Source organism: Streptomyces sp. NPDC032745, assembly GCF_055579465.1.
The window spans coordinates 488,387-500,997 of record NZ_JBVING010000005.1 but is presented as its reverse complement, the minus strand read 5'-3'; the positions used below and the strand labels follow the sequence as shown (position 1 = coordinate 500,997).

Genomic DNA, 12,611 nt, shown 5'->3' with positions numbered 1-12,611 from the left:
CAGACGCCGAGGAGCCCGAAGAGAGCAGGAGTCCCGCGCGACATGATCACGGTCGGGGTTGAGGAAGAGTACGTCCTGCTGGATCCCGTCACCCATCTGCCCGTGGCCCGGGCGGAGGAGGTGCGGGCCGCAGCGGGTCTCGTGTCATGGGTGGGCGAGGGCGAGGTGCAGAACGAGCTGCTCCAGGCCCAGGTCGAGGTCGCCACACCCGTCTGCACGGACCTGGACGAGGTCGCGGGTCACCTGCTGCGCCTGCGGCACGCGGTCGGCTCCGCCGCCGAGGAGTACGGCTGCCGCCTCGCCAGCTCGGCGGCGGCGCCCCTGCGCGACACGGTGCCGGTCCCGGTCACCCAGAACTCGCGGTACCTCAAGATGCGGGACGAGGCCTGCCGGCTGGTCGACGAGCAGCTGATCAACGGCATGCACGTGCACGTGGCGGTGCCCGACCGGGAGATGGGGGTGGCGGCCCTGAACCGGCTGCGGGTCTGGCTTCCGACGCTGCTGGCCATGTCGTCGAACTCGCCGCTGTGGGACGGGTGCGACACCGGATTCGCGAGCTGGCGCACGATCGTCTTCGGCCGCTGGCCGGTCAGCGGCCCGACACCCTTCTTCCGTACGCTCGCCGACTACGAGGAGCGCATCGAGGCGCTGCTGGAGGCGGGGCTGATCGCCGACCGGGGCCAGCTCTACTGGCAGGCCAGGCTGTCCGAGCGCTACCCCACGCTGGAGGTGCGGTGCCTGGACGTGCAGCTGGACGCCAGCGACGCGGTGCTGCTCACCGGGATCGTCCGCGCGCTGGTCAGCACCGCGATTGCCGAGGAGAAGGCCGGAGTGGCACCTCCCGAGTGCTCGCACGAGCTGCTCCAGGCGGCCATGTGGCACGCGGCCCGGCACGGCCTGGACAGCACCCTCATGGACCCGCAGGGTCACCGGCGCAGCGCCGGCGACGTGCTGTGGCTGCTGATGCGGTACATCACGCCCGCACTGGAGGAGGCCGGGGACCAGCGCGAGGTGGGCTCCCTGCTGCACCGGCTCCTCCAGCAGGGCACGCCCGCGGACCGGCAGCGCCGGGCCCTCGCGGACGGGGGCATGGCGGCCCTCGCCGACCTGATCACCGGGCAGGGCGCCGTGACCGGGGGCTGAGCACTGCCGGCCGCCCTCGCCGACGTGCGGGGCCACCGCCCGGACGCGAGGATGAGCGGGACGAAGGACGGAGCGTGCAATGGTGGAGATTTCTACGAGGGAGGTCTTCGGCGCCCCGTGCTGGGTCAGCCTGATGGCCCGCGATCTCCAGGGAGCCCAGCAGTTCTACGGTGCGGTCCTCGGCTGGAAATTCCGGCGGGCGCGGCTCGGCGAGGAGTGGACGGTCGCCGAGCTGGACGGGCTGCCGGTCGCCGGCATCGGGACGCTGACCGCGGACCTGGCGGTCGCCGTGGCGTGGACCCCGTACTTCGCGGTCGACGACGCCGATGTGACCGCGGACCGCATCCGCGAGCGCAGCGGCACCATCGCGGTCGGTCCGGTCTCCTTCCCCTCCGGCGGCCGCGGTGCCCTGGTCGCCGACCGGGACGGCGCGGTCTTCGGCATCTGGGCCGGCGGGGTGTCGGCCGACTGGCGCGTGGGCCGCGGCCCGGCGCCCGCCTGGCTGGAGCTGCGGACGAGGGACGCCTTCGAGGCGGCGATCTTCTACGGCGAGGTACTGGAATGGGCCACCGGCCGCCCCGGGTGCTGCGAGGTCTCCTATGAGAACGACCAGGTCGTCCTGCGGCAGGCGGGCGAGCCCGTCGCCCGCCTGAACGGCGGGATCACCGAGGCCGCGGCGCACGCACCGGAGACCAGGCCCCGCTGGCACGTCTACTTCCGCGTCCCGGACCTCGACGAGGCCATCGAGGCGGCCACCGCCGCAGGCGGGACCACCCTGTCGACCATCGTCTCGAGCACCACCGACCGCTGGGTCACCCTGCGCGACCCCGAAGGGGCGATGTTCACCCTCACGGCCGCCCGCGAGGAGCCCGGGACGGCCTGAGCACGGGCGGCGGGGTGAACCGGGCGGCGGGTCAGACCTGGGCGGCTCCGCCGTCCACGAACAGTTCGATGCCGGTGATGTAGCTGCTCTCCTCCGAGGCGAGGAACAGCGCAGCCGCTGCCACTTCCTCCGGGCGGCCGGTCCGGCCCAGCGGCACCCCGGACGTCACCTCCTCCAGGATGGCGGCGGGCGCCCGCGCCAGGGCGGGCGTGTCGATCGGACCGGGGCTGAGCGCGTTCACCCGGATCCCGCGCCCCGCGAGCTCCAGCGCCAGGCTGCGCGCCATCGACCGTACGGCCGCCTTCGTGGCTCCGTAGACGCCGAACCGGGTGGACCCCGCCGAGCCTGCCGTCGAGCCGAGCAGGATGACCGAACCGCGCTCCCCGAACAGCGGCAGCGCCCGCTGCACGGTGAAGAAGGTCCCGCGGAAGTTCAGGTCAGAGACGGTGTCGAACTGCTCCTGCGTGAACTCTGCGACGCCGCCCGCCTTCCCACCGCCCGCGTTGGCCACCAGGACGTCGATCGACCGGCCTTCGGCCGCGACCGCAGCGAACAGCCGGTCGAGGTCGGCCGCCTTGGTGACGTCACCCGGCACCCCGACGGCGGCGCTTCCCAACTCCTCCACAGCCGAGGTGAGTTCGGCCTCGCGGCGCCCGGATACGAACACCCGGGCACCCTCCCGTACGAACCGGTGGGCCGTCGCCAGTCCGATGCCGGCCGACCCGCCCGTGATCACCGCGACCTTGCCGTCGAGCTGTCCCATGAGCGCAGAGAGTCCGGCAGCCGCCCGGGGAAGTCAAGGGCCGTGCGCCGTGCACGCGGGCCGGGTTCCGCCCGGCCCGCGCGGCTCTGTGGGCCCAATGGCCCACCGCGCTCGCGGGCCGCGGGCGGGCGGTGTCCGCTGGCACGGTGAACCAGGTGTTCCCCCTGCCCGGCCGCCGATGGTGGACGGAACTGCCCCCGGCCGCGGGCGCCGCCGTCATGGCCGCCGGCATCCTCTCCGTCGGCCTGCACCTGATCGGGTCCGACCTGCTGTCCCTGGCGGCGCTGGTCGTCGCCGCCGCCCTGTGGCTCGTACTCGCCGCCGATTTCACCGCCCGGCTCGTGGGCGACCGGGGCCGCTTCCGGGCCGAGGCCTACACCCCGGCAGCCCTGACGGCCGTGGCCGCCACGACCGTGCTCGGATGCCGGTTCTCCCTGCAGGGGTGGCAGGGCCTCGCCGCCGCCCTGCTGGTGCTGGCGGCGGCGCTGTGGCCCTGGCTGCTGCTCGCCGTCGTACGGCACTGGGAGCGGCGGATGCCCGGGGCGGCGTTCCTCGTCTGCGTGGCCACCCAGGGGCTCGCCGTCCTGGCGGCGATCCTGGCCGCCTCCCTCCACCGCGACTGGCTCGCCCGGGCCGCGCTCGCAGCCTTCTGCCTGGGCCTCCTGCTGTACGCGGTGGCCCTCGTCCACTTCGACCTCCGCGAGGTGGTGCGGGGCGCGGGCGACCACTGGGTGGCCGGCGGCGCACTGGCCATCTCGGCGCTGGCGGGATCGAAGCTCACGGCCTCACCCGTATGGACCGGTCCGGCGCACACGGCGCTGCGTACGGTCACGCTGGTGACACTCGCCCTGTCCCTCGGCTGGTACGCGCTCCTCCTCGCCGCCGAGCTGCGCCAGTGGCGGCCGCACTACGACATCCGGCGCTGGGCGACCGTCTTCCCGCTCGGCATGACGGCCACCGCCTGCCTCTCGGCGGCCGACCCCACCGGGGTGGGATGGCTGTTCCCGCTGGGCGAGATCCTGCTCTGGATCGCCGTGGGCGCATGGCTGCTGACCCTCGCCGCCCTCGTGGCCAGCCACTCCGGCCCCCGGCACCGCTAAGGGCTGTCCCGTAATCTCCGGCGGGCGCGCGACGACAGCTACGGCGCCTCGCCGCGTTGTCGGAACACCCGGATACGCCCGGTATGAGGACGTTCCTCCGCCTCGCGATGCACCGCATCTGACGCCGCGCGCTGATCCACCGGGGATTACGGGACAGCCCTCAGGGGCTGTCCGGGCCGGGCCGCTCGGCGGCCGTTGCTGCGCCCGCCACCGCGATCCAGAGGAGCAGGACCACCGCCAGCGCCAGCGCCCAGCGGGATCCGTGGTGGAGCGTCAGCAGCCCGCCCGCCAGGGCCCCTGAGAACAGCACCGCCACCGACACGAGCCGGCGTACGGCGGTCCGGTCCCATGGTCCGGCGGCCAGGCCCGTCAGCGTCCGGGTGACGACGGTGGTGGTCAGGTCGGGCACGGCCAGCCGGAGCACGACGGCGTTCTGCAGACCCATGCCGAGCGCGAGCAGCCCCACCACCGGCATCGGCCCGCCCCCACCCGCCGTCAGAGCGAGCGCCCCGGCCATCAGTACGGCCTGCACCGCCACCAGCGGAGCGAACATCCGCACCGGCTCCCGGCCGCGGCGCAGCCGCCCGGCGGCCGTCGCACCGGCCAGGAAGGCGGCGAGCGCCAGCAGGGAGGCCGTGGCAGACAGTTCGCGGTCCCCGGCGAGCGCGAAGCCGAGGAAGACCACGTTGCCGGTCATGTTGGCGACGAAGACGTGGTCGAGCCCCAGGAAGCTCACCGCGTCGACCACCCCGCTCACGAAGGTCAGCCCGATCAGCAGCGTCGGCAGCACCCCGTGCGGCCCGCTCCCGCCCTCCGGCCCCGGCGGGAACAGCAGCGCGGCCAGCGGCCGCAGGAACCCGCGCCGGGCAGCGGCCCTCACTGCGGCGGACCCTCCGCCCCCGGGCCGGCGGTACGGGCCAGGATCGCGAGCTGCAGCCGGTTCGCGGCGTCCAGCTCGGCCAGCATCCGGCCGACCAGATCCTTCACCGCGTCCTCCGCCAGCTGCAGCCGCTCGCCGATCTCCCGGTTCGCCAGCCCCTCGGCGACCAGGCCCAGCACCCCGGCCTCCCGCGCCGACAGGACGTCCACCCGCTCCCGCGCCTGCCGGCGCTGCCCCGCGGACGGGGTGCGCAGGCCGTCGAGGACGTCCCGCAGCACCTGCGGGGACATCGCGGCATCGCCCTCCTGCACCGCGCGCAGGGCGGCGAGCAGTTCCTCACGGGGGGTGTCCTTGGGGAGGAAGGCGTCCGCGCCGAGGGCCAGGGCCTGCTCCACGTCCGCGTCGAGCCCGAGGCCCGTCGTCACGACGATGTGCGGGGCGGCACCGGAATCGGGTGCGTGCAGCGCCGCCGTCGCCTCCAGCCCGTTCATCCGCGGCATGTGGATGTCCAGCAGCAGGACGTCCGGCAGGTACGCCCGTACGGCCTCGACGGCCTCGTGCCCGTCGGCGGCCTCGGCCACCACACGGAATGCGCCGGTCGACTCGACGGACGTCCGCAGCCCCCTGCGCACCACGGGCTCGTCGTCGGCGATGACCACCCGCCCCACGTGGCCGAATTCCATGCGCGAACCCCGTTCGGAAAGGGACGTCCGGCAGAAACCGTACCCGCCGCAGGAGCGGCACCGACCGAACGACCCGAGTCGAGGAGGCTTGCCGCGTGGCGGCTGTCAGTGGCCGTCAGTAGGGTCCCCTCATGGCATACACGTTCCAGGTGACCATCGATTCGGCCGACCCGCACCCCCTCGCCGACTGGTGGGCCGACGCCCTCGGCTGGGAAGTGGAGCCGACCGACGAAGAGTTCATCCGCAAGATGGTCGCCGCAGGCCACGCCACCGACGACGACACCACCACCCACCGGGGAGCCCTCGTCTGGAAGGCCGGCGCCGCCATCCGCCATCCCGAGGGGCTCGAGCGCGCGCCCCGCGTCCTCTTCCAGCTCGTCCCCGAGCCGAAGGGGGTCAAGAACCGGGTCCACCTGGACGTCCGCACCGGCTCCGACAACCCGCAGGAAGTCGTCGAGCGACTGATCGCCAAGGGCGCCCGGCACCTGCACGAGGGCCGCCAGGGCCCCTACACGTGGACCACGCTCGCCGATCCGGAAGGCAATGAACTCTGCGTCTCGCACTAGGCCGCTTAGGCTGCACCCGTGAACGTCATCCTCTTCGGCGGAACCGGAATGCTCGGCCGGGGTGTTCTGCGCGAGTGCCTGCGCGACGACACCGTCACGGCCGTCCTGTCCGTCGGCCGCACCCCGCTCGGCGTCTCCCACCCCAAACTGCGCGAGCGCATCCAGGACGACCCGTCAGACCTCTCCGCACCGGACCTGGACCTGGCCTCCTACGACGCCTGCTTCTTCTGCCTCGGCGTCTCCGCCGTCGGTATGAAAGAGCAGGACTACCGCCGCGTCACCCACGGCCTCACCCTCGCCGCGGCCCGTCCGCTCGCCGCCGCCAACCCCCGGCTGACCTTCGCCTACGTCTCCGGGGAGGGCACGGACAGCACCGAGCAGAGCCGTTCCATGTGGGCCCGCGTCAAGGGGGAGACGGAGAACGACCTGCTCCAGCTGCCGTTCCAGGCCTACATGTTCCGCCCCGGCCTGGTGCAGCCCGTACGCGGCATGCCCTCCAAGACCCTCCTCTACCGGGCCGCCTACCTGGTCACCGCACCGCTCTTCCCGCTGCTCCGCCGCTTCGCGCCGAACCTCGTCACCACCACCGAGGAGCTCGGCCGCGCGATGATCAACGTCGCGAGACCCGGAGCCGGCGTCCGCACCCGCATCCTGCGGCCACAGGACATCAACCGCCTGGCCCAGAGCCCGCCGGACCAGCGATAATTCAGTACCGGGCACATCCTCCCGCACGTGAGAATGAACCATCTCGAACCGGGAGGAACCCATGGGCCACAACCAGGCCTACCCGACGCTGCACGACCTGCTGCCGCAGCAGGAGCTGGCGGCAGCCATCGACGCCGGGCACGTCACCCGCAAGTCGCACCCCGAACTGCCGCTGTCCATCTACACGTACACGCGGACGGCACAGTACGGGCGCGTCTGGAACCAGGTGACCACGCGCTGCCGCGGACTCGTCGCCGACGACTCCACCGGCGCGATCGTCGCGCTGCCGCTGCCGAAGTTCTTCAACGTCGGCGAGCACGAGTCCGGCCAGCCGTACGCACCGGCCCTGCCCGACGAGCCGTTCGAGGTGTACGACAAGGTCGACGGCAGCCTCGCCGTGGTCTTCCACTACGCGGGCAGCTGGCGCGTCGCGTCCAAGGGATCCTTCATCAGCGCCCAGGCCACCTGGGGCCAGCGCCACCTCGACGGCCGGGACACCTCGGCCCTCGTCCCCGGCGTGACCTACCTCGCGGAGATCCTGTACCCGCAGAACCGTATCGTCGTCGACTACGGCGACCGCCGGGACCTGGTGCTCCTCGCCGCGTTCGCCCTGGACGGCACCGAGGTCCCGCTCGCCGAGGCCGCGGTCCACTGGCAGGGGATCGGATCCGTCGTCACGGTGTGGCCCGCCATGCCGCTCGCCGAGCTGCTGGCGCTGGCCGAGTCGAACACGCTGCCCGGCGGTGAGAGCGCCGCCGGTACCGACGCGGAGGGCTTCGTACTGCGGTTCGCCTCCGGCGTGCGCGCGAAGGCCAAGCTGTCCGAGTACGTACGCCTCCACAAGCTGGTCACCGGCGTCACCGAGCGGGACATCTGGCGCAGCCACGGCATCGAGCGGTTCGCCGGCCTGCCCGTCAAGGAGCTGGCGCAGGGCCTGCACTGCACCGTCGCCGACATCGAGGCCTCGGGCGGCAAGCCGCTCGACGCGCTGCTGGAGCAGGTGCCGGACGAGTTCGACACCTGGGTGCGCGAGGTGGTCGCCCGCCTCGAGGAGGCGGCGGCGCAGCGCGAGCGCGCCATCGACGAGGCGTTCGCACAGCTCGCCCCGCTGGCGGGCGACCGGGGCGCGTTCGCGCGCGCCGTGCAGGCCCTGCCCGACCGCCGGATCCGTCCCGCGATGTTCCTGCGCCTGGACGACCGGCCCACCGAGCTCGTCGTATGGCGGGACGTGCGGCCGGAACCGTCCGACCCCTTCACCACCGATGAGGAGAACTGACCAGTGTCCGAAGACCCCGCGCGCCCCGTCGTCCATGTCATGACGGGGTTGCCGGCCTCGGGGAAGACGACGGCCGCGCGCGCCCTGCAGGCCGAGGCCGCGGGCCGGATGCGCCGCGTCAACCTGGACGACCTGCGGGCCATGCTCGACCTGCCCGACCCGGAGCGCGGCCGCTCGTACCGCCACGAGCAGACCGTCCTGGCCGTCCAGGACGCGGCGGTGCGCGCGGCCGTCGACGACGGCTTCGACGTGGTCGTCGACAACACCCACCTCACCTCCCGCATCCCCAAGCGGCTCAAGGCGGCGGTCGCCGGACGGGCCACCTTCGTCGTGCACGACTTCACCGACGTGCCGGTGGAGGAGTGCCTGCGCCGGGACGCCGCACGGGAGCGGCCGGTCGGCGAGGAGATCATCCGGATACTCAACGACAAGCACATGAGCGCCAAGAGGGGCGGCTGGCGGCTCACCGCCGAGTGGCTGAACGACCAGCCCACGGTCGAGCCGTACGTGGCCGACCCGGCGCTGCCCTCGGCGGTGATGTGCGACATCGACGGGACGCTCGCGCTGACCGGCGACCGCAGCCCGTACGACTTCTCGCGCTGCGAGATCGACGTGCTCAACGAGCCGGTGCGGTACGCGCTGGACGCCTTCCGGCGCGCCGACGGAGACACCATCGTGCTGCTGTCCGGGCGCGGCGAGGAGCACCGGCCGCAGACGGAGGCGTGGCTGCAGCGGCACGAGGTGCCGTACGACGAGCTGTGGATGCGCCCGCTCGGCGACACGCGCCGCGACGACGTGGTGAAGGCGGAGCTGTTCGACGCGCACGTGCGCCACCGGTACGCGGTACGGGTGTCGCTGGACGACCGGGACCGGGTGGTCGCGGTCTGGCGCCGGATGGGCCTGCCCACCTGGCAGGTCAACTACGGCGACTTCTAGGCGCCGGCTGGCACGGGCGGCGAGGGCGAGCGCCGGTCCTGCCCATACTGGGGCCATGAGCGTGTTGATCGTGGACGCCGCGAACGTCGTCGGTTCCGTACCGGACGGCTGGTGGCGGGACCGGCGGGGCGCGGCGGAGCGGCTGCGCGACCGCCTCGCGGAGCGGGACCCGGCCGGCGGCGGGGAGACCGGGCCGATCGAGGAGATCATCCTCGTCGTCGAGGGCGCCGCCCGGGGCGTCGAGTCCGTGCCCGGAGTACGGGTGGACTCGGCGCCGGGGAGCGGTGACGACCGGATCGTGGAACTGGCCGCCTCCTTCGCGGAGCGCGGCTGCGTCGTGGTCACGGCGGACCGGGAACTGCGCGAGCGGGTCCGGGCGTACGGGGCGGAGTGTGTGGGGCCGCGTACCGTACGCCCGGCGGGCTGACCGGAAGGGTCAGTCGCACCACTTCACGTGGTCCAGGTTCTTCACGTAACGGGCGGTGATCCAGGCCTTCTTGTGCCCCTTGCGGTCCTTGTGCTCCTTGCCGTCCTTGCCGTCCTTGCCATCCTTGTCGTCCTTGCCGTCCTTCCCGTTGCGCAGGTCCTCCCCGTCCTCCCCGTCCTGCCCGTCCTGCCGTCCGCCGTCTTCACCGCGCTCGCCGTGCTCACCGCGCCCGCTGTCTTCACCGGACTCGCTGTCTTCAGCGGACTCGCTGTCTTCAGCGGACTCGCTGTCTTCAGCGGACTCGCTGTCTTCGTCGCGCCCGTCCTGCGGCTTGTGGTCCTCCTTGATGTGAAGGCGGTACCAGATGTTGTTGCCGTCGATCGACTCGCCGTACGTCTTGCACACGATGGCGACCTTCTGGTCCGGCTTCACGTGGCCCACTGCGTCGGCACGGGTGTTGGGCTTGCTGCGGATCTTCAGCGGGCCCCGCGAGACGACCTTGCCGACGGTGTACTTCTTGTCTTTGTGGGTGCCGGACTGGTCGTCGTCCGGGTCGAGAAGGACGAGCTTCCGCGACGGCGTGCCGGACACCGGACCGTTGTCCGCGACGGCGGCGCCCGCGCCGACCAAGCCGAGCACCAGGCTTCCGGCGGCGAGAGCGAGGACGGTCCTGGTGGGCTTCTGCATGTGCAGGCTCCTCTACGAAGACATCCGCCCGGCAGCGGCGAGTCGCGGGCCGGGGCGGCAACCAGTCGGTCGCCACGGTCGACTATGGCGAGGGCGGGTCGTACCGACCCGGTGACGCACCGCCGTTTAGCCCGAAATGCTCAATAAATTACCCTTGCGTCCGGAGTTCGACCATTCGGGACGCCGCTCAGCCGAGGCACCCGTTCGAGGGACTCCGGTGTCCCCTACATCTGGCTAGCATTTCTGTCAGTGCTCGTCGTGCGATCCGACACGGGTCCGCACGGTCGTGCGCGTCCGACGAGGAGGGGTCCGATCATGCAGATGGACAACGGCGTGGTGGCGAGCGAGATTCCCGGCGCGGTGTGGGTCAAGAGCAGTGCCAGCGTGGGCAACGGAAACTGCGTGGAGGTCGCCGCACTGGCGGGTGGCGCCGTGGCGATGCGGAACTCGCGCTTCCCCGACGGTCCGGCCCTGGTGTTCACGGCCGCCGAGATCGAGGCGTTCATCGACGGCGCCAAACATGCGGAATTCGACCATCTGACCGGATGACGCCTCAAGCCGGGGCCACGGCTTGAGGGGCAGAGGGAGGCGGCCCATGCTGTGACGGACCATCGCCCCAGTCATAGGGAGTTCTGATGCCCGCCCTCCCTGAGCCGCTGCCCGAGCCCGTCGCTCCCGTCCTGCCGATGGGAAACGATCCGGCCCGGGCGGCGGCCGACCGCCTGCTGGGGCAGGAACTGCGCAGGTGCCGCGAGGCCCGCGGCCTGACCCTGCGCCAGGTCGCACCGGTCATCCGCGGATCGGTCTCGAAGATCAGCCGGCTGGAGCGCGGTGAGAGCCCGCCGAAACCGCGCGACGTACGGGACCTCGCCCGGTACTACGGAGTCGACGCCGAAGAGATGCGGGCGATCGAACGGCTCCTGGAACACGCGCAGGACTCCGAGTGGTACGAGCAGTTCAGCGACGTCACCCCCGACTTCCTCAGGCGACTGATCCAGTTGGAGGGCGACGCCGAGGAAATCTGCGTCTACGAGAACCTCGTCGTCCCCGGCATCCTCCAGACCCGCGACTACGCCCGGTACATGGTCCGGGCGGTCATGCCCAGCGCCGACCCCGAGGAGGTCGAACGGGTCGTCGAGCTGCGCACCGAACGGCAGCTGCGGCTGATGGACGGCCCGCTGCCCCGGGTGACCGCCCTGCTCGAGGAAGGCGTACTGCACCGCCGCTGCGGCAACGCGGCCGTGATGCACGAGCAGCTGAACCACCTGCTGCGCGCCGGCGACACCGACAAGGTGAGTATCCGCATCCTCAGGATGACCCGTGAGTACGGGGCCACACCGCCCTACCCGATCACGCACCTGAAGTTCCGTGACGGGGAGCACGCCGAGCTGGCGTACGTGGAGCACATCAACGGCGCGAACTACGTGACGAGGCCGCGGGGCCTCGACGACTACCGCAACGCCCTGAGCAACCTGCGGAACGCGGCGGCCTCCAAGGACGAGAGCGTCGACCTGATCCTCGAGGCGAAGCACCAGTTCAGCCACGCCGGCGACGACTAGGACGCGCCCGGCGCCGGCAGGGGAGTCGGCCGGCAGGCTCTCAGGCTCTCAGAGGCGGCCGACCCCGCCCCACTCCACCCAGTCCCGCGGCCGGTTCCCCAGGGGCGGCGGCGGGGCGTCGGGCCGCCAGTCGACCACGTCGACGAGCCCGGGCCCGAGGACGTCCAGCCCGTCGAAGTACCGGCGCACCTCGTGGGTCTCCCGCACCCGGCCCCAAGTGCCGTGCGTGGTCACGTCCATGAGCCGCGTCACGTCGCGGCGGACGACCGGATCGTCGCTGACGAGCTGGCAGATCACCATGAAACTGCCCGGCGGCAGCTGCGCGGCGGTGTTCCGTACGACCGCCGCGGGATCGTTCTCGTCGTCCGTGTCCCGCAGGCAGTGCAGCACGGAGACGAACAGGGCCGCGATGGGCCGGTCCCAGTCCAGGAAACCGTCCGTGTCCTGCCGGATCTGCCGGGTCAGGCGCAGGTCCTTGGACAGGACGAGCGTGCGGCCGTCCTCGTGCAGGGAGGTCTGGGCGTGTGCCAGGACCATCGGGTCGTTGTCGATGTACGCGACCTTGCAGCCGGGATCGGCCCGCTGCGCCACCTCGTGCACGTTGTCCTGCGTGGGCAGACCGGAGCCGTGGTCGAGGAACTGCCGGATCCCGTACTCCTCTACCAGGATGCGCACGACGCGCCGCAGGAACGCCCGGTTGTTGCGGGCCAGGAGCTGGGTGCTGGGGGCGATCTCCAGCAGCCGGGCGCAGGCCTCGCGGTCGCTCGCGTAGTTCTCCACCCCGCCCAGCAGCCAGTCGTACATCCGGGCGACGCTCGGGGTGTGCATGTCGATGAGGGGGGTCTGCGGGTGTGCGGGCGGCGGGTGTCCCGACGGGTTCTGCGGCGACTCCATGGGCACTGTCCTCCGGCTGAGGTGACCGCCCATGGTAGGCAGTCGGCCGCAGACCGGCCACCACCCCTACCGGCGTACGCGGGGCCGTGCCCGCCCCCGAACGGGCACG

15 protein-coding genes are annotated in these 12,611 nt (G+C 72.3%); 10 read left to right on the top strand and 5 right to left on the bottom strand.

Translation table 11 applies throughout. The features are described 5' to 3' along the window. The first annotated feature begins 42 nt into the window (after positions 1-42). Positions 43-1,143: a carboxylate-amine ligase gene (locus ACZ5WG_RS16550; RefSeq protein WP_468723753.1), complete on the top strand. Its 1,101-nt coding sequence runs from the start codon at positions 43-45 to the stop codon at positions 1,141-1,143. Positions 1,144-1,222: 79 nt separating this feature from the next. Beyond that, entirely contained in the window at positions 1,223-2,026 is an 804-nt protein-coding gene (locus ACZ5WG_RS16545; RefSeq protein ID WP_468723751.1) for a VOC family protein, read from the top strand. A gap of 31 nt (positions 2,027-2,057) precedes the next feature. Here the strand turns inward: ACZ5WG_RS16545 and ACZ5WG_RS16540 are convergent, their stop codons facing one another. Beyond that, the gene (locus ACZ5WG_RS16540) at positions 2,058-2,789 is read right to left on the bottom strand and encodes an SDR family NAD(P)-dependent oxidoreductase (RefSeq protein ID WP_468723750.1); all 732 of its coding nucleotides are present in this window, start codon (positions 2,787-2,789) and stop codon (positions 2,058-2,060) included. A 146-nt stretch (positions 2,790-2,935) separates the two neighbouring features. Between ACZ5WG_RS16540 and ACZ5WG_RS16535 the strand changes: the two genes are divergently transcribed. After that, positions 2,936-3,889, top strand: coding sequence for a tellurite resistance/C4-dicarboxylate transporter family protein (locus ACZ5WG_RS16535; RefSeq protein ID WP_468723748.1), 954 nt, complete (start codon positions 2,936-2,938; stop codon positions 3,887-3,889). 160 nt (positions 3,890-4,049) lie between these two features. Here ACZ5WG_RS16535 and ACZ5WG_RS16530 read toward each other — a convergent pair whose 3' ends face one another. Next, complete coding sequence (locus ACZ5WG_RS16530; protein WP_468723746.1) at positions 4,050-4,769, bottom strand: YoaK family protein; 720 nt, start codon at positions 4,767-4,769, stop codon at positions 4,050-4,052. Further along, on the bottom strand, positions 4,766-5,452 hold the full coding sequence (locus ACZ5WG_RS16525) for a response regulator transcription factor (protein ID WP_468723744.1): 687 nt from the start codon (positions 5,450-5,452) through the stop codon (positions 4,766-4,768). Before ACZ5WG_RS16525 ends, ACZ5WG_RS16530 begins: the two co-directional genes overlap by 4 nt. A 131-nt stretch (positions 5,453-5,583) precedes the next feature. Between ACZ5WG_RS16525 and ACZ5WG_RS16520 the strand changes: the two genes are divergently transcribed. The 5 genes from ACZ5WG_RS16520 to ACZ5WG_RS16500 all read left to right on the top strand — a co-directional run bounded on the left by ACZ5WG_RS16520 (position 5,584) and on the right by ACZ5WG_RS16500 (position 9,362). Further along, a complete protein-coding gene (locus ACZ5WG_RS16520) occupies positions 5,584-6,018 on the top strand; it encodes a VOC family protein (RefSeq protein ID WP_468723742.1) in 435 nt (144 codons plus the stop codon). A gap of 18 nt (positions 6,019-6,036) precedes the next feature. Next, positions 6,037-6,723: a Rossmann-fold NAD(P)-binding domain-containing protein gene (locus ACZ5WG_RS16515; protein WP_468723740.1), complete on the top strand. Its 687-nt coding sequence runs from the start codon at positions 6,037-6,039 to the stop codon at positions 6,721-6,723. A 61-nt stretch (positions 6,724-6,784) separates the two neighbouring features. Next, a complete protein-coding gene (locus ACZ5WG_RS16510) occupies positions 6,785-7,999 on the top strand; it encodes a T4 RnlA family RNA ligase (RefSeq protein ID WP_468723738.1) in 1,215 nt (404 codons plus the stop codon). A 3-nt stretch (positions 8,000-8,002) separates the two neighbouring features. Next, positions 8,003-8,935, top strand: a complete 933-nt coding sequence (locus ACZ5WG_RS16505; protein WP_468723736.1) for a phosphatase domain-containing protein — start codon at positions 8,003-8,005, stop codon at positions 8,933-8,935. 55 nt (positions 8,936-8,990) lie between these two features. Beyond that, on the top strand, positions 8,991-9,362 hold the full coding sequence (locus tag ACZ5WG_RS16500) for an NYN domain-containing protein (protein WP_468723734.1): 372 nt from the start codon (positions 8,991-8,993) through the stop codon (positions 9,360-9,362). A gap of 9 nt (positions 9,363-9,371) precedes the next feature. On the opposite strand, the gene ACZ5WG_RS16495 is transcribed toward ACZ5WG_RS16500, so the two are convergent. Continuing rightward, positions 9,372-10,049, bottom strand: coding sequence for a hypothetical protein (locus ACZ5WG_RS16495; protein WP_468723733.1), 678 nt, complete (start codon positions 10,047-10,049; stop codon positions 9,372-9,374). Positions 10,050-10,364: 315 nt separating this feature from the next. Here ACZ5WG_RS16495 and ACZ5WG_RS16490 point away from each other — a divergent pair, with 315 nt between their 5' ends. Continuing rightward, on the top strand, positions 10,365-10,598 hold the full coding sequence (locus ACZ5WG_RS16490; protein WP_468723731.1) for a DUF397 domain-containing protein: 234 nt from the start codon (positions 10,365-10,367) through the stop codon (positions 10,596-10,598). Positions 10,599-10,684: 86 nt separating this feature from the next. Then, positions 10,685-11,608: a helix-turn-helix domain-containing protein gene (locus tag ACZ5WG_RS16485; protein ID WP_468723729.1), complete on the top strand. Its 924-nt coding sequence runs from the start codon at positions 10,685-10,687 to the stop codon at positions 11,606-11,608. Positions 11,609-11,656: 48 nt separating this feature from the next. Here the strand turns inward: ACZ5WG_RS16485 and ACZ5WG_RS16480 are convergent, their stop codons facing one another. Then, positions 11,657-12,502: an SAM-dependent methyltransferase gene (locus ACZ5WG_RS16480; RefSeq protein WP_468723727.1), complete on the bottom strand. Its 846-nt coding sequence runs from the start codon at positions 12,500-12,502 to the stop codon at positions 11,657-11,659. Positions 12,503-12,611 lie beyond the last annotated feature (109 nt).